17 protein-coding genes are annotated in these 16663 nt (G+C 66.8%); 10 read left to right on the forward strand and 7 right to left on the reverse strand.

Translation table 11 applies throughout. The features are described 5' to 3' along the window. Positions 1–3: 3 nt before the first annotated feature. A complete protein-coding gene (pdhA, locus tag LF63_RS02990) occupies positions 4–1095 on the reverse strand; it encodes a pyruvate dehydrogenase (acetyl-transferring) E1 component subunit alpha (protein ID WP_043099525.1) in 1092 nt (363 codons plus the stop codon). Positions 1096–1499: 404 nt separating this feature from the next. On the opposite strand from pdhA, the gene LF63_RS02995 reads away from it, so the two are divergent. The 3 genes from LF63_RS02995 to LF63_RS03005 all read left to right on the forward strand — a co-directional run bounded on the left by LF63_RS02995 (position 1500) and on the right by LF63_RS03005 (position 4996). After that, on the forward strand, positions 1500–2348 hold the full coding sequence (locus LF63_RS02995) for a tryptophan 2,3-dioxygenase (protein WP_043099526.1): 849 nt from the start codon (positions 1500–1502) through the stop codon (positions 2346–2348). Between the two features lie 66 nt (positions 2349–2414). Next, a complete protein-coding gene (locus tag LF63_RS03000) occupies positions 2415–3887 on the forward strand; it encodes a peptide MFS transporter (RefSeq protein WP_043099530.1) in 1473 nt (490 codons plus the stop codon). Positions 3888–3958: 71 nt separating this feature from the next. Continuing rightward, positions 3959–4996 (forward strand): hypothetical protein, encoded by a 1038-nt coding sequence (locus LF63_RS03005; protein ID WP_235205260.1) that lies wholly within the window; start codon positions 3959–3961, stop codon positions 4994–4996. Here the strand turns inward: LF63_RS03005 and LF63_RS03010 are convergent. Continuing rightward, on the reverse strand, positions 4993–5427 hold the full coding sequence (locus LF63_RS03010) for a MarR family winged helix-turn-helix transcriptional regulator (protein WP_043099531.1): 435 nt from the start codon (positions 5425–5427) through the stop codon (positions 4993–4995). The genes LF63_RS03005 and LF63_RS03010 overlap by 4 nt on opposite strands. 124 nt (positions 5428–5551) lie before the next feature. Here LF63_RS03010 and hppD point away from each other — a divergent pair, with 124 nt between their 5' ends. Next, the gene (hppD, locus tag LF63_RS03015; RefSeq protein WP_043099533.1) at positions 5552–6646 is read left to right on the forward strand and encodes a 4-hydroxyphenylpyruvate dioxygenase; all 1095 of its coding nucleotides are present in this window, start codon (positions 5552–5554) and stop codon (positions 6644–6646) included. Between the two features lie 52 nt (positions 6647–6698). Here the strand turns inward: hppD and LF63_RS03020 are convergent, their stop codons facing one another. Continuing rightward, a complete protein-coding gene (locus LF63_RS03020) occupies positions 6699–7067 on the reverse strand; it encodes a DUF5362 domain-containing protein (protein ID WP_043099534.1) in 369 nt (122 codons plus the stop codon). A gap of 150 nt (positions 7068–7217) precedes the next feature. Between LF63_RS03020 and hmgA the strand changes: the two genes are divergently transcribed. The 4 genes from hmgA (at position 7218) to tpx (ending at position 11635) form a co-directional block, all read left to right on the forward strand. Then, entirely contained in the window at positions 7218–8531 is a 1314-nt protein-coding gene (gene hmgA / locus LF63_RS03025; protein ID WP_043099536.1) for a homogentisate 1,2-dioxygenase, read from the forward strand. 34 nt (positions 8532–8565) lie between these two features. Next, the gene (locus tag LF63_RS03030; protein WP_043099538.1) at positions 8566–9549 is read left to right on the forward strand and encodes a fumarylacetoacetate hydrolase family protein; all 984 of its coding nucleotides are present in this window, start codon (positions 8566–8568) and stop codon (positions 9547–9549) included. 101 nt (positions 9550–9650) lie between these two features. Beyond that, complete coding sequence (gene hemN, locus LF63_RS03035; RefSeq protein WP_043099540.1) at positions 9651–11051, forward strand: oxygen-independent coproporphyrinogen III oxidase; 1401 nt, start codon at positions 9651–9653, stop codon at positions 11049–11051. Between the two features lie 83 nt (positions 11052–11134). After that, entirely contained in the window at positions 11135–11635 is a 501-nt protein-coding gene (tpx, locus tag LF63_RS03040) for a thiol peroxidase (protein ID WP_043099543.1), read from the forward strand. A gap of 23 nt (positions 11636–11658) precedes the next feature. Here the strand turns inward: tpx and LF63_RS03045 are convergent, their stop codons facing one another. From LF63_RS03045 to LF63_RS03060, 4 genes are all read right to left on the reverse strand, one after another. After that, positions 11659–12837: a lipase/acyltransferase domain-containing protein gene (locus LF63_RS03045; protein WP_043099544.1), complete on the reverse strand. Its 1179-nt coding sequence runs from the start codon at positions 12835–12837 to the stop codon at positions 11659–11661. 148 nt (positions 12838–12985) lie between these two features. Continuing rightward, positions 12986–13999 carry a type I glyceraldehyde-3-phosphate dehydrogenase gene (gap, locus tag LF63_RS03050; protein ID WP_043099545.1) on the reverse strand — a complete coding sequence of 338 codons (1014 nt, stop codon included), beginning with the start codon at positions 13997–13999 and terminating at the stop codon, positions 12986–12988. Between the two features lie 121 nt (positions 14000–14120). Beyond that, a complete protein-coding gene (locus LF63_RS03055) occupies positions 14121–14564 on the reverse strand; it encodes a protein tyrosine phosphatase family protein (protein WP_052394624.1) in 444 nt (147 codons plus the stop codon). A gap of 26 nt (positions 14565–14590) precedes the next feature. Beyond that, the gene (locus LF63_RS03060; protein WP_043099546.1) at positions 14591–14950 is read right to left on the reverse strand and encodes an ArsR/SmtB family transcription factor; all 360 of its coding nucleotides are present in this window, start codon (positions 14948–14950) and stop codon (positions 14591–14593) included. 171 nt (positions 14951–15121) lie between these two features. Between LF63_RS03060 and LF63_RS03065 the strand changes: the two genes are divergently transcribed. Beyond that, positions 15122–16402: an NAD(P)/FAD-dependent oxidoreductase gene (locus LF63_RS03065; protein WP_043099547.1), complete on the forward strand. Its 1281-nt coding sequence runs from the start codon at positions 15122–15124 to the stop codon at positions 16400–16402. Between the two features lie 25 nt (positions 16403–16427). Further along, the gene (locus LF63_RS03070) at positions 16428–16634 is read left to right on the forward strand and encodes a YgaP family membrane protein (protein ID WP_043099548.1); all 207 of its coding nucleotides are present in this window, start codon (positions 16428–16430) and stop codon (positions 16632–16634) included. Positions 16635–16663: the final 29 nt, after the last annotated feature.

Raw genomic sequence — 16663 nt, forward strand, 5'->3', positions numbered from 1 at the left:
CGGTCAGTGCTCCTTGGATTCCAGCGAGATCGCCTCGGCGCGCTGACGCGCGAGGTCTTCGGGCAATTCGGCGAAGGTGTAGTCGAACATCGCCGTGACCGGCTGGGTCTTGGTTTCCAGGTACGCGTTGACCTCGTTGTCCATCCAATCGTCGCACTCGGCCTGCCAGGCGTCTTCCTTGGCCTGGTCCCAGACCTTCTTCGATTCCAGGTAGGCGCGCAGGCGCTTGATGGGCTCCTTGGCGCGCGCTTCCTCGACTTCCTCGCTGCCGCGGTAGCGGCGCGCGTCGTCGGCGGTGGTGTGGTCGCCGAGGCGGTAGGTGACGGCCTCGATGACGCTGGCGCCATCGCCCTTGCGGGCGCGCTCGAGCGCGTCTTCCATCGCCTTGCGCACGGCGATGATGTCGTTGCCGTCGACCTGGATGGTCGGCAGGCCGGCCGCGATCGCCTTCTGCGCCAGCGTCTCGGCGCCGGTCTGGATGCTGCGTGGCACGGAGATCGCCCACTGGTTGTTGACGATCACGGCAACCAGCGGCAGCTGCTGCGCGCCGGCGAGGTTGATGGCGCCGTAGAAGTCGGCCTTGGACGAACCGCCGTCGCCGACGGTGCACACGGCCACGCGCTTCTCGTTGCGGATCTTGAAGGCCAGCGCGCTGCCGGCGGCATGCAGGCACTGCGTGGCGATCGGCACCGACCAGGCGAAGTCGTGACGCGCCGGTTCCTTCTGGTAGTCGTTGCCGCGCTCGTCGCCGCCCCAGTAGGTGTAGACCTCGCGCGGCTGCACGCCGCGGTACAGCTGCGCGCCGTATTCGCGGTAGCTGGGCGCGTAGACGTCCTCGTCCTTCATGGCGCTGCCGATGCCGACGTGCGCGGCCTCGTGGCCCAGGCAGCTGGCGTAGGTGCCCAGCTTGCCGGTGCGCTGCAAGGCGATGGACTTGGTGTCGAACACCCGCGTGGAGACCATCAGCTTGTACAGCTCGACCATGTGGTCGAGATCCTTGGCGAAGGCCGGCAGGTCCTTCTCCTTGACGACCAGCTTGCCCTCGGGATCGAGGTACTGCAGGTATTCGATTTCAAACTTGGCGGCGATGGACACGAGATCCTCCCGGAACGGTGGTACGGAGCGGACCTGCACCGGCCCTGCGGGCGAGCGCGAACGCAGTGCGCGGAATCCGGCGCTGCGCGGCCTGCTTGGGTTGTGACGAAGACGACGATTATCCCACGCCGCGGGCGCGAGAGTCGGTAGGCAAGTCGGCGGCCCATCCAGCGGAGCCGGCGCGGGGCTTGCCCGGTTGGCCGCCCTTGATAACAAATTCGCATGCTGCATCGCAAGGTACGGCGCAGCATCTGCGCGCGCTGGTCTGCATGATATTTTGTTGAATTCCATGCATAAACAATGATTTGTGAATGGATGCGGCAAATTGGTCTGGTCGTGCCGTGCCGATGCCGCGGCGATGCTGATACGCTTCCGCTCTTTCCCTCCGCACGGAAATTCATCGCATGGCCGAGCACAATCGTCGCGATCTGGAGGCCGGCATCGAGCGCGACCTCGGCAACCGCCTGACCTACGCCGGCTACCTGCGGCTGGACACGTTGCTGTCGGCGCAGGCGCCGGTGTCGAGCGAGGCTTACCACGACGAGATGCTGTTCATCGTCCAGCATCAGGTCGCCGAGCTGTGGATGAAGCTGGCGATCCACGAGCTGCAGGCCGCATTGCGGCTGCTGCGCGAGGATCAGATCGGGCAGGTGCTGAAGGTGCTGGCGCGGGTCAAGCAGATCCAGCATCAGCTGTACGAACAGTGGGGCGTGCTGGAGACCATGACGCCCTACGAATACCTGAAGTTCCGCGATCGGCTGGGGCCGGCTTCGGGCTTCCAGTCGCTGCAGTACCGGTTGCTGGAGTTCCTGCTCGGCAACAAGCAGGCCGACATGCTGGATGTGTTCGCACACGACGCCGAGGGCCAGGCGCGGCTGCGCGCCGCGCTGGAAGCGCCGGGCCTGTACGACGAGGCGCTGCGCTGGCTGGCGCGCAAGGGACACGCGGTGCCCGAGGCTTGCCTCGAACGCGACTGGACCGAGCCGTACGCCCGCAACGAGGCGCTGCTGCCCGTGTTCGAGCATATCTACCGCGATCCCGAGCAGCACTGGCCCGAGTACCACCTGTGCGAAACCCTGGTGGACATGGAGGAGAACTTCCAGCTGTGGCGTTTCCGGCACATGAAGACGGTCGAGCGCATCATCGGCCATCGGCGCGGCACGGGCGGTTCGTCCGGCGTCGGTTTCCTGAAGAAGGCGCTGGAGCTGACCTTCTTCCCCGAGCTGCTCGACGTGCGGGCACAGCTGGGCTAAGCGAACTTTGATCGACCGCGTGCAGTCTGATCGTGGGCCGCACTTTCCCCACGACAGGAATCACGCATGCATGCCACCGACGCCGCCGACGCTCCCGAGCACCTTCCGCAGGAACGCTTCTGGGGGCATCCGCGGCAGTTGTGGATGCTGCTGGGCGTCACCGTCGGGCTGAATTTCGCCTTCTACGGCTTTCGCGCGTTCCTGACGCCGTACATCGCCGATACCTTCTTCGCCTCGCTGGGCGCGACGGCGGCGCAGAAGCAGGCGGATCTGCTGGCCAGCGGTTTCCTGGCGCTGATGTACGCCACGCCGATCATCGGCGGTTACGTGGCCGACAAGCTGCTCGGCGAGACGCGCGCGCTGGCCACGTCGCTGTGGTTGTGCGTGGTCGGCCTGCTGCTGATGGCCGCGCCCAGCCTGTTCGGGTTCGAGCTCGGCCTGGCGCTGTTCGCGCTGTCGACTGGCCTGGGCATTCCGCTGACGGTGCTGATCGGGCGCAACTACGCCAAGGACGATCCGCGCCGCGAGGGCGGGTACACGCTGTACTACCTGGCGATCAATCTAGGTTCCTTCGTCACGCCGTTCATCTGCGCCGGCCTGATCGGTCAGCGCTACGGTTTCCGCTGGGGCTTCGTGGCGGCGGCGGCGGGCATGCTGATCGCGGCCGCGCTGTTCCAGTGGCGCAAGCACAAGCTCGATCCGATCCTGCCGGATGGCGCGCATCTGCACGGCCGCATGGCCACGGTCTGGGTGGTGCTGGCGATGCTGGCGCTGACCTATCCGGTGGCGCTGCTGCTGGCGTATCCGACCGTGCTGCGCACCGCGATGTACGTGCTGATGGCGCTGTTGGTGATCTACTTCGTGGTGCGCTGCATCCAGCGTGGCGACCGCGTGCAGACTCAGCGCTACCTGGCGCTGCTATTGCTGTTCGTGGCGATGGTGGTGTTCTGGGCGCTGAGTCTGCAGGGTGTGACCTCGCTGAACTTCTTCGCCCGCGATCACGTCGCCGCGCCGTTCCACTACACGCTGTTCCAGTCGGCCAATCCGCTCTACATCCTGCTGTTCGCGCCGTTCATGGCGATGCTGTGGCCGTGGCTGCAGCGACGCGGACGCGATCCGTCGACGCCGCGCAAGTTCGGCATCGGCGTGCTGTTCGTGGCGCTGAGCTACGGTCTGCTGGCCTGGGCCATCGCCCATGCGTCGGGCGACCGCGTGGGCTGGCTGCCGCTGGCGCTGTGCTACCTGCTGCAGACGCTGGGCGAGCTGGCCCTGTCGCCGATCGGCTACGCCCTGGTCGGACAGCTGGCCGCGCCCGAGGAAGCCTCGCTGGCGATGGGCGGCTGGTTCTTCGGCACGGCGCTGGCCTATCAGCTGGCCGGCTGGATCGCGACGCAGACCGCCTCCGGCGGCACCGCCCTGCAGGGTTTCGCCGACTACGGCCACGTCTACGCGCGCCTGTTCTGGGGTGGTCTGGTGGTCGCCGTGGTGTTCCTGCTGGCCGCGCCGGGCATCCGGCGTCTGATGCACGGCGTGCGCTGATTGCGGCACGATGGATCACGATGCCGCCGTTCGTCCGGACGGCGGCGACCGATGATGGACGGGGGTGAAGGATGATGTCGTTGCTGCTGCTGGCGGCGCTTGCCGGCCACGGTTCTGCCGGCGCTTCGCGCTATTTGATGCCGACGGTCTACGAGGCGGGGCATGTCTACGTGGATGGCACGCTGCGGGGAGGCGGCCATCTCAAGCTCCTGGTCGACAGCGGCGGCGCCGGCGGCAGCGGGTGGTATGTCGTCGATGCCGCGGCGGTGCGGAGACTGGGCCTGGCAACGGCCTCGTGCACCCTGGGCGAGGCGCATCTGAACGTGATCCGTTCGGTGCCTTTCGTGCCAGGCAAGGGCTGGCCTGCGTCCCGCCATACGCCTTGCGATTCGGCGGCGCTGGTCTCGACAAGCATCGGACGGGGTACCGGCGTGGACGGCACGCTGGGGGCGGGATACCTGCCTGGGCATGTCTGGACGTTCGATTACCCCGGACAGCGGTTGTGGCGAGAGGCTGCGGACTGGAAACCCCGCTCGGACGCGCATCGGACAACGCTCGGCCACGTGCGCAACGGCCACGGCTGGGCCACCGGTTTCCCGCGTCTGCGCATCCGCGTGGATGGCCGGCCGCTGGACCTGCTGCTGGACACCGGCGCCACCGGCAAGCCGACGGCGGCGGGCAAACGCGCCAGCCACGAGCCCACGACGGCGCAGGGCATCGGCGTGACGTCCTACATCGTCAGCAGCGTGCTGGAGCGCTGGCATCGCGAGCATCCGGACTGGCGCGTGGTGGCGGACGGCGACGATCTGTTCGGGCCGGGCCATGCCACCCGCATGATCGAAGTGCCCGAGGTCGATGTCGCCGGTTGGCGCGTCGGCCCGGTGTGGTTCACGGAGCGCGCCGACGTCAATTTCCATCAGGGTATCTCGCAGTACACCGATCGACGCGTCGACGGTTCGGCCGGCGCCAATCTGTTCCGGCACTTCGTCATGACGCTGGACTATCCGCACGGCGCAGCCTGGTTCAGATGCATGCGCGGATGCCGACCTGTGCCATCGCACGCGTCCGCGTCCAGCGTGAAGGCTTCCGGCGGCGGCAGGAAGAGTTAGACCGGCGCGAGCTTGTCCAGGATGCGCGCCAGCACGTCGATTTCCTCGGTCGTCAGCTGCGCCAGCATCTCGCGTTCATGCTTGCGTGCGCGCGGCGCGACGGCATCGTGCACGCGCCAACCTTCTTCGCTCAGACGTAGCACCGAGCGGCGGCGGTCGCCGTCGTGGCGTTCGCGGTCGACGCGGCCGGCGTCGACCAGGCGCGACAGCGCGCGGCTGACCGCGACCTTGTCCATTGCCGTGTGCTCGGCCACCTCGCGCGCCGACAGCGGCTCGAAGCGCGCCAGCACCGCCATGACCCGCCATTCGGTCATCGACAGGCCGAATTCCTGCTGATATTCGCGGGCAATCGCCTGGCTGACCGTGTTCGACAGGATCGACAGCCGGTAGGGCAGAAACCGTTCCAGTTTCAACGGGGCGTGTTCGGTCATGCGGCGTTGCGCCTTGCAAATGGTTACAGATGAAACTATAACGACGGTCTGCGATGCGCAAGCCTGCGACCGACGGATCGTGCGGCGGGCGCCAGCCACTTACAGAACACGGAGGAGCCGTCCCATGAACGCACAACCCAATCTCGGCATGCAGGTCACCACGTTCGAGAACCCGATGGGCATCGACGGTTTCGAGTTCGTCGAATTCGCCGCGCCGGGCGCGCAGGCGGCCGAGCTGCATGCGCTGTTCGAGCGCATGGGCTTCACCGCCGTGCTGCGCCACAACCGCCGTCCGATCACGGTGTACCGCCAGGGCGGCGTGAACCTGCTGGTGAACGAGGATCCGGATTCCTTCGCCGCCGACTTCGCGGCCCAGCACGGCCCGTGCGCCTGCGGTTTCGCGATCCGCTTCCAGAAGCCGGCCAGCGAGGTCTATCAGACCGTGCTCGGCAACGGCGGCGAGGCGGTCGAACACAAGGAAGCCTCCAAGGCGGTGAACGCGCCGGTGGTCAAGGGCATCGGCGACTGCATGCTGTACCTGATCGATCGCTACGGCGACGCCGGCAGCATCTACGACGGCGACTTCAGCCCGATCGAGGGTGCCGAGCAGGATCCGAAGGGTTTCGGCCTGACCTTCATCGATCATCTGACCCACAACCTGTACTTCGGCAACATGGCGAAGTGGTCGGACTACTACGAGAAGCTGTTCAACTTCCGCGAGATCAAGTACTTCGACATCAAGGGCGCGAAGACCGGTCTGGTGTCCAAGGCCATGACCGCGCCGGACGGCATCGTGCGCATCCCGCTGAACGAGTCGGACAACCCGAAGTCGCAGATCAACGAGTATCTGGACGCGTACCACGGCGAGGGCATCCAGCATATCGCCTGCTTCACCGACGACATCTACGCCACGGTGGAGAAGATGCGCGCGGCCGGCATGGAATTCCTGGATACGCCGGACACCTACTTCGAGGTGATCGACCAGCGCATTCCGGGCCACGGCGAGGACGTCCCGCGTCTGGCCAAGAACAAGATTCTCATCGACGCCGATCCGGAGACCAAGAAGCGCCTGCTGCTGCAGATCTTCACGCAGAACTGCATCGGCCCGATCTTTTTCGAGATCATCCAGCGCAAGGGCAACGAAGGCTTCGGCGAGGGCAATTTCCAGGCCCTGTTCGAGTCCATCGAGCGCGACCAGATGAAGCGCGGCGTGCTCTGAGCGAGGTCGCGCAGGCGGTGCGCAGGCGATGGGCCCGCGCACCGCGCATGGCTCAGTGGAACTTGCCGCTGCTGATCATCGCGGCGATCACAGCGCCGTAGAACAGGATCATCAGCACGCCCAGGATGATGCCGATCAGCATCAGCACGCCCTGGATCACGAAGTAGCTGCGCAGTTTGTCGAGCGACATGCGGAACGCCGCTTCATCGCCGGACGCATGGGCACGCTCGAGCGCACCGGCCGACTGATTCAGCAGCACGCCGATCCAGATTGGCAACCAGGCGATCAGAATGCCCACGATCGACAAGGCGGTGAAGACACCCTGGATGATGAACATGATGCCGAGAAACTTCATCCATCCCTTGGCGCCGGCGAGCGGCGTGCTGAGTTCGCGCACGATGGCGCTACGGTCGTCATTCATGGATCGTGTTCTCCCCTTGCTTCGTTGTGGCGCGGCCCCCCGGCCGCCAGCCGGTTTCAAGAGTAAGCGGGCCGGAGCAGGGCCGCAACGCACGTCGATGGTTTTCCGTTCAATCCAGTGCGCCCGCGGGCGCGGAAGGAAGCTCACCGCATGAACACTACATCGCTGAAATATCAGACCGGTTTCGGCAACGAGTTCGCCACCGAGGCGGTGCCTGGCGCGTTGCCCGAGGGCCGCAACTCGCCGCAGCGCGTCGCGCACGGGCTGTACGCCGAGCAGCTGTCCGGCACGGCGTTCACCGCGCCGCGTCACGTGAACCGCCGCAGCTGGCTGTACCGCATCCGGCCCGCGGCGATGCATCCGCCGTTCGAGCCGCTGGCGCACGCCACGCTGCACAACCGCTTCGACGAGGCGCCAGCCTCGCCGAACCAGCTGCGTTGGGGGCCGCATCCGATGCCCGAGGGCGAGGCGGATTTCGTCGACGGCCTGTTCACCATGGCTGGCAACGGCGGCCCGGCGGCGCAGAACGGCATCGGCATTCATCTGTATGCCGCCAACCGCGACATGCACCACCGCTTCTTCTACGACGCCGACGGCGAGCTGATGATCGTGCCGCAGGCCGGCCGGCTGCGCATCGCCACCGAGATGGGCGTGCTGGAGGTCGAGCCGCAGCAAATCGCGGTGATCCCGCGCGGCGTGCGCTTCGCGGTGACGCTGCCCGACGGCAGCGCACGCGGCTACGTCTGCGAGAACTTCGGCGCCATGCTGCGTCTGCCGGAGCTGGGGCCGATCGGCTCCAACGGCCTGGCCAACGCGCGCGACTTCGAGACGCCGGTCGCGGCCTACGTGGACGAAGAGGGCGCGTTCGAGCTGGTCGCCAAGTTCCAGGGCCAGCTGTGGCGCACCGCGCTCGGTCATCACCCGCTGGACGTGGTGACCTGGCACGGCAACTACGCGCCGTATCGCTACGATCTGCGCCGCTTCAACACCATCGGCTCGATCAGCTACGACCACCCGGACCCGTCGATCTTCACCGTGCTGACCTCGCCCAGCGACACGCCTGGCACGGCGAACATGGACTTTGCCATCTTCCCGCCGCGCTGGCTGGTGGCCGAGGACACCTTCCGTCCGCCGTGGTATCACCGCAATGTCGCCAGCGAGTACATGGGCCTGGTGCACGGCGAGTACGACGCCAAGGAAGCCGGCGACGAGAATGACGGTTTCGTGCCGGGCGGTTCGTCGCTGCACAACTGCATGAGCGGGCACGGTCCCGACGCGGCCAGTTTCGAGAAGGCCTCGGCCGGCGACACGTCGAAGCCGCAGCACATCGTCGATACCATGGCCTTCATGTTCGAGACCCGCGCGGTGATCCATCCGACGCGCCAGGCGCTGCAGTCGCCGCGGCTGCAGTCGGGTTACTACCGCTGCTGGCAAGACCTCAAGAAGCATTTCAAGGCGCCCTGAGCGCCGCACGCACACCCAGAAAAAAGGATTCGCGATGAAACTCGGTTCCCTGAAAGCCGGCGGCCGCGACGGCACCCTGATCGTCGTCAGCCGCGACCTCACCCGCGCCGTCAAGGCGGACGGCATCGCCGCGACGCTGCAGGCCGCACTGGAAGACTGGTCCAACGCCGCGCCGCGCCTCAACGCGCTCTACGATGCGCTGAACGAAGGCAAGGCCGACGGCGCGTTCGATCTCGACGAGACCGTGCTGGCCTCGCCGCTGCCGCGCGCCTACGAGTTTCTCGACGGCAGCGCCTACCTGCCGCATGTCGAGCGCGTGCGCAAGGCGCGTGGCGCCGAGGTGCCGGAGAGCTTCTACACCGATCCGTTGATGTACCAGGCCACCAGCGCCGGCTTCCTCGGACCGCGCGACGACATCGTCGTGCCCAGCGAGGACTACGGCATCGATCTGGAGGCCGAGGTCGTGGTGGTGGTCGACGACGTGCCGATGGCGGCCTCGCCGTCCGAAGCCGCCGAGCACATCCAGCTGATCGGCCTGGTCAACGACGTGTCGCTGCGCGGCCTGATTCCGGGCGAGCTGGCCAAGGGCTTCGGCTTCCTGCAATCCAAGCCGCGTTCGGCGCTGTCGCCGGTGTTCGTCACGCCGGACGAGCTGGGCGAGGCCTGGCAGGGCCACAAGCTGCACCTGCCGATGCGCACCTGGATCAACGGCGCGTGGTTCGGCGAGGCCGAGTGCGGCGTCGACATGCAGTTCGACTTCGGCCAGCTGGTCGCGCACGCGGCCAAGACCCGTCCGCTGTCGGCCGGCGCCATCGTCGGTTCCGGCACCATCGCCAACCAGGACACGTCCAAGGGCGCTTCGTGCCTGGCCGAGCAGCGCACGGTGGAGAAACTGCGCGACGGCGAACCGAAGACCCCGTTCCTGAAGTACGGCGACCGCGTGCGCATCGAGATCACCGACAACGACGGCAAGAGCATCTTCGGCGCCATCGAACAGACGGTCGCGCCGCTGCGTTGAATCCCGCGCCGTCCGCATCGGGACACGATGCGGACGGCGTTCGCGTCCGGACTTGATCAGAGTCAAGATCGCCGCGGAGCTGCGGGCGCAGACTGCGCCCCATGATGAACGCCTCCGACGCTCCCGTATTCGATCCCGAGCTGATCGCGCGGTACGACACCAGCGGTCCGCGCTACACCAGCTACCCGACCGCGCCGCACTTCGTCGACAGTTTCGACGAGACGGCCCTGCGCACGGCGATCCAGATTTCCAACGAGGAGCCGATCCCCAGTCCGCTGTCGCTGTACGTGCATGTGCCGTTCTGCTTCAGTCCGTGCTTCTACTGCGGATGTAATCGCATCATCACGCGCGACATCGGTCGCGCCGACGCCTATCTGGAACGCCTGTACCGCGAGATCGAGCTGACCGCGCCGTTGTTCGACCGCGACCGGGTGGTGCGGCAACTGCATTTCGGCGGGGGCACACCCAACTTTCTCGATCTGCCGCGCATGCGCGAGGTGCTGCACGTGCTGGGCAGCCACTTCCACCTGAGCGGCGATGCGCACCGCGAGTTCGGCATCGAGATCGATCCGCGCTATGTCGACGTCGACTACATCCGCGGTCTGGGCGAGGCGGGCATGAACCGCATGTCGATCGGCATCCAGGATTTCGATCCCGAGGTGCAGCGCGCGGTCAACCGCGTGCAGAGCGTGGCCCAGGTCGCCGCCATCATGCGCGCCGGCCGCGAACACGGTTTCGGTTCGATCAGCGTGGATCTGATCTACGGTTTGCCGCACCAGACCGTGGCGCGGTTCACGCACACCCTGGATCAGGTCATCGCGTTGCAGCCCGATCGCATCGCGACCTACAGCTACGCGCATTTGCCGCAGCTGTTCAAGGCGCAGCGGCGACTCGAGCGCGAAGCGCTGCCGGATGCATCGACCAAGCTGGCGCTGTTCGGGCGCACGCTGGAGCGACTGACCGAGGCCGGCTACGTCTACATCGGCATGGACCACTTCGCCCGCGCCGACGACGATCTCGCGAAGGCGCAGCGCGCCGGCACGCTGCAGCGCAACTTCCAGGGCTATTCCACGCACGGCGACTGCGACATCGTCGGCCTGGGCGTCAGTTCGATCGGCCGCATCGGTTCGACCTACAGCCAGAACGCGCGCGATCTGGCCGCGTATTACAGCGCGCTGGACACCGGTCATCTGCCGGTGGTGCGCGGGTTGCAGTTGACCACGGACGACCTGATCCGCCGCGAGCTGATCGGCGAGCTGATGTGCCACGGCGAGGTCGACAAGGCCGTGTTCGGCGCGCGTCACGATCTGCGTTTCGACGCCTACTTCGCCGACGACCTGCAACGCCTGGCGCCGCTGGTGGCGGATGGTCTGGCCGTGGTCGACAGCGCGTGCGTGCGCGTGACCCCGCGAGGGCGGCTGCTGATACGCCACATCGCGATGTGCTTCGACGCCTATCTGCACGGCGGCGACAAGCGCGCACGCTATTCGAAGGCGATCTGAACGGCGCGTCGCGAACGCCGTCGGCGCGGGCCTCGGCTGCGTTATCCTGAGGGCTGGTTTTTCATTCCCTCACGAGGTGCAGCATGTCCGAAGTCACGTTCCAGGGTCAGCCGATCCGCGTCGACGGTGCGTTTCCGTCCAAGGGCCAGCACGCGCCCGCCTTCACGCTGGTCAACAAGGACCTGCAGGACGTCGGCCTGGACGCCTTCGCCGGCAAGCGCAAGGTGCTGAACATCTTCCCCAGCGTCGACACCGGCGTGTGCGCCGCCTCGGTGCGCCGCTTCAACGAACTGGCGTCGGATCTCGACGACACCGCGGTGCTGTGCATTTCGGCCGACTTGCCGTTCGCGCAGGCGCGTTTCTGCGGCGCCGAAGGCCTGGACCACGTGGCCATGCTGTCGACGATGCGCGGCCGTGCGTTCCTCAACGATTATGGCGTCGTGCTGGCCGAAGGCCCGTTGGCCGGTCTGGCCGCGCGCGCCGTGGTGGTGCTGGACGCGTCGGACCAGGTGATCCATGCCCAGCTGGTCGGCGAGATCGCCGAGGAGCCGGACTACGACGCCGCGCTGGCGGCGCTGCGCTGAACTCCGGACGCGCCGCATCGCGATCAGGCGATGTGTGCGTCGAAGCTGGACGGCGTGCCGTCCCACGGCTCGAAATAGCTGCGTCCCGCGCGGTCCACGGAATGCTGTGGGCCGCGTCGCGTCATGCGCAGCGCGCGTTTGCCTTCCAGCCACAGCGAGGTGAGGTTGGTGACGCGCTCGTTGCGGCACAGCAGCGCGTGTTCGCCGGCATCGCCGAAGGCCGCCAGCGTCACCCCCTTGATCGCGGCGCTGAGGACATGCACGCGGCCGTCGCCGTGGCGGTCGGCGACGGCATGCGCGAAATCGAACCAGTTCGGGTTGCGGGTGTTCTGCGTCTGTACCGGCAGCGTGTGGTGTGTCGGCAGGCCGGCGCCGCACAGCACCAGCACCTTGTCGGCGGCGCGCGCCAGCGCCGCATCGCTCAGCATGGGCGCGGTGCTCCTGCCGTTCTGACGTGCGCGGCGGCCGCGGATGAAGGCTTCGGCGTCGCGCAGGAAGGACGGCTGGAATTCGCTGTTGTCGCGCACGTTGGCCTGCCAGTTCGCGGGATCGAACAGGTCGACGTCGCGGCCGTTCTCGTCCACCGCGGCCTGCGCCCAGGACGGCGTCATCTGGTACACGGACGGGAAGGTGCGGGCGATGCGGCGATAGTCTTCGTCGGTGCCGAACCAGCCGTCCTTCTCGCCCACCACCAGCGCATAGGGCGCGCCGATCGCGCCGCGGAACGGCGGCGCGATAAACACCACGCGGCCAATACCGTCGAACGGATCGCGCGCGTTGCGCAGAGCCAAGGCGGAGCGCAGCAGCAGCCCGCCCAGGCTGTGGGTGACGAACTTCAATTCCGGCGAGCGACCGGCGGCCTGCTCGCGACCGGCGATCTCGTGCATGGCCCGCACCAGATTCGCGGCGGACAGTTCCAGCGGTTTGCGCCAGTCGTAGCTGAGCGCATAGACCGGCTCCGGCTTCTGCCACGCGCGCAGCTTGTCGATGATCGAACCGTAGGCGTAGTGGATCAGGCGCGAAGGCCGCATCCAGTGCCCGTCGTGGGCGTCATAGCGGCCTTCGGTGAGGGCGAAGTCGAGCGGATTCTCGATGATGTCGCCGATCACCATGTCCTCCAGCGACCAGCGTCGGGGCCAGTCCAGCGGGTAGGTGTCGACGAGTTCGGAGCCCTTGATGCCGGGCAGGAAGAGAATGGCCATGAGCGCATGCTGTGGTCGCGGGGGCTTTCGAGTCTATCGTGCCTGTCGTTCAGCGAGCGACGCGCGGTCGACAAAAAGCCCGCATGTCAGAACATGCGGGCTTTTGGGGATGGGACGTTGCCTTGTCTGTCGAGGCAGATCCCCGGACTCAGCTGGCCGCCATCAGTGCTTTGGTCATGTCCAGCATGCGGTTGGAGAAGCCCCACTCGTTGTCGTACCACGACAGCACCTTGACCAGGGTGCCGTCCATGACGCGGGTCTGGGTGGCGTCGTAGGTCGAGGAGGCCGGGTTGTGGTTGAAGTCGACCGACACCAGCGGCTTGGTGTTGACCGCCAGGATGCCCTTCAGCGGGCCGTCGGCGGCGGCCTTCACGACCTGGTCGACTTCTTCCTTGGTGGTCTCGCGCGCGGCGACGAAGGACAGGTCGACGACCGACACGTTGATGGTCGGCACGCGCATGGCGAAGCCGTCCAGCTTGCCGTTCAGTTCCGGCAGCACCAGGCCGACCGCGGCGGCGGCACCGGTCTTGGTCGGAATCTGGCTCATGGTCGCCGAGCGGGCGCGGCGCAGGTCCTTGTGGAAGACGTCGGTCAGCACCTGGTCGTTGGTGTAGGCGTGGATCGTGGTCATCAGGCCGTGCACGATGCCGATGCCGTCGTTCAGGGCCTTGGCCAGCGGCGCCAGGCAGTTGGTGGTGCAGCTGGCGTTGGAGATGACCTGATGGTCGGCGGTCAGCTGGTCGTGGTTGACGCCGTAGACGAAGGTACCGTCGATGTCGCTGCCGCCCGGCGCGGAGATGATGACCTTCTTCGCGCCCGCGGCGATGTGCGCGCCGGCCTTTTCCTTGGTGGTGAACAGGCCGGTGCATTCCAGCACCACGTCCACGCCCATCGCGCCCCACGGCAGCTTGGACGGATCGCGCTCGGCGCAGACCTTTATGCGGTCGCCGTTGACGACGAGATCGCCGCCTTCGACGCTCACTTCGCCCGGGAACTTGCCGTGCGCGGTGTCGTACTGCGTCAGGTGCGCGTTGGTCTCGGCATCGCCGAGGTCGTTGACGGCGACGATCTGGATCTCGTTCGTGCGTCCGCTCTCGTAGAGCGCGCGCAGCACATTCCGACCGATGCGGCCGTAGCCGTTGATGGCAACCTTGATGGCCATGGAGCAACTTCCTCTGATGCGGTGAAGGCGGATACGGCCCGGGAGCGGGTCGCGCAGAGGGCCATTTTAGCCGGAATGGACCGCGCGCTCACCCCGTGCGGTCATAAGACGTCCGCAGGGTTCAGCCGGCCTGCAGTTTCGCCCGCACGACGGGTTCGAGACGGTCCAGTCCGGCCTCGCGCCCATGCGCCACGGCATCCTCGACCGACAGGCCGTCGATCCAGCCGGCTTTCAGCGCGACCAGGGCGCCCACGCGCTGACCGCTGGCGCAATGCACCAGCATGCGGCTGGCTTCGTGCTGCTGCATCGCCTCGGCCAGCCTGGCGGCGGCGGCGCGGGTCAGGTCGTCGGGGTTGGCGACCGGAATGTGCACATACGTCATGCCCTGTGCCTGCACCGCGGCAGCCTCGTTCCAGTCGCCCTGTTCGGCCTGCGGGCGCAGGTTGACCACGCACTGCCCGCCCTCGCGGGCGAACGCGGCGAGCTGTTCCTCGCTAGGCTGGCCGCCGCAGTAGGCGCCAGCGCCGGGACGGCATTGATTGGGGGCGAAGTGGAAGTCGTTCATGCGTGCTCCGAAGGGCAGGGGTGGATTCATTCGCGTCCGGAAACCGGTGTGCACAGGCTGGCTTCCGCGTCCGGCGCGCAGTAGATGCCATACAGCGTGGCGATGATTCGTTGCGCCGGACCGCTTTCCAGCGCGTACCAAATCGACTGCGACTCGCGGCGCGTACGCACCAGCCGGTCTTCGCGCAGACGCGCCAGATGCTGCGACAGCGCCGACTGGCTCAGTTCCGGCAGTTCCTCGTTGAGCTGGCCGACCGAGCGCTCGCCGTCGACCAGCAGGCACAGCAGGCGCAAGCGTTGCGGGTTGCCCAGCGTCTTCAGCAGTCGCGCCGCTTCGTTGGCGCGTTCTTGCATGTGGGTTGGGTCGAAATTCTCGGGCAGGCCCATGGGGTGTTCCTCGCGTACGTTGGATCGGCAGCGGCGACGCGGGGAATTTATCACGCTTGCTAAATAAGTAAAAGCTAAATTAGAATTCATCCCATGGCGCGAGGGCATGCGAACAGCGGCCCGCGCGAACAACCAGAGTCCGCGATGACGCGGAGGCGGAGGAATCGAATCATGGCCAAGATCGTGGTGTTGGGTGCAGGTATCGGGGGCACGGCGGCGGCATACGAGTTGCGTGCCGAGCTGGGCAAGACGCACGAGATCACGGTGATCGGCGACGGCCCGCGCTTCAGCTTCACGCCATCCAATCCGTGGGTGGCGGTGGGTTGGCGCAAGCCCGACGACATCCAGATCGACATGAGCGAGCCGCTGGAACGCCGCGACATCGGCTTCATCGACGTACCGGCCGCTTCGGTGCATCCGGCCGAGAATCACGTGCTGCTGAGCGACGGACGCCGTGTGGACTACGACTACCTGGTGATCGCCACCGGCCCGAAGCTGGCCTTCGCGGAAGTGCCGGGACTCGGACCCGAGGGCGGCTTCACCGCGTCGATCTGCACCACGGCGCATGCCGAGCAAGCGTGGGCGAACTACCAGAAGTTTCTCGATCATCCGGGGCCGATCGTGATCGGCGCGGTGCAGGGCGCCAGCTGTTTCGGCCCGGCCTACGAGTTCGCGATGATCGTCGACGCCGACCTGCGCAAGCGCAAACTGCGCGACCGCGTGCCGATGACCTTCGTCACGTCCGAGCCGTACATCGGTCACATGGGCCTGGGCGGCGTGGGTGACTCGAAGGGCCTGATGGAGCGCGAGATGCGCCAGCGCCACATCCACTGGATCACCAACGCGCGCGTCACCGAGATTGCCGACGGCACGATGAAGGTCGAGCAGATCGACGCACAGGGGCAGGTGGTCGAACAGAAGGAGTTGCCGTTCGCCTACTCGATGATGCTGCCGGCGTTCCTTGGCGTGGACGCGGTGCGCGGCGTCGAGGGCCTGGTCAATCCGCGCGGTTTCGTGCTGATCGACGCGCATCAGCGCAACCCGAATTTCCGCAACATCTTCTCGGCCGGCGTCTGCGTGGCGATTCCGCCGGTCGAGGCCACGCCGGTGCCGACCGGCGCGCCCAAGACCGGCTTCATGATCGAGTCGATGGTGACCGCCATCGCGCACAACATCCGCGACGACATCCACGGCGGTCCGGCCGACACCCGCGCCACCTGGAACGCGATCTGCCTGGCCGACATGGGCGATACCGGCGTGGCGTTCGTGGCGCTACCGCAGATTCCGCCGCGCAACGTGACGTGGGCCAAGGTCGGCAAGTGGGTGCATCTGGCCAAGGTCGCGTTCGAGAAGTACTACCTGCGCAAGGTGCGCACCGGCAACACCGAGCCGGTGTACGAGAAATACGTGCTCAAGGCGCTGGGCATCCTGCGCCTGAAGGCGCCCAAGTGATGCATTCGTTTCGAGGAGAACACCGATGAACATCGATCGCGTGGTGATGGGGTTCGCCGGCACCGTGGTGCTGGTGAGCGTGGCGCTGGCGCATTTCGTCTCGCCGTGGTGGTTGCTGCTGACGCTGTTCGTCGGCGCCAACCTGTTGCAGGCCTCGTTCACCGGGTTCTGCCCGTTGGCGATGATCCTGCGCAAGCTGGGCCTGAAAGCCGGCTGCGCGTTTCCGCGCTGAGCCGGACGCAGACCGACGGCCGTCCGCGG

This window comes from Oleiagrimonas soli, from assembly GCF_000761445.1.
Lineage (GTDB): Bacteria > Pseudomonadota > Gammaproteobacteria > Xanthomonadales > Rhodanobacteraceae > Oleiagrimonas > Oleiagrimonas soli.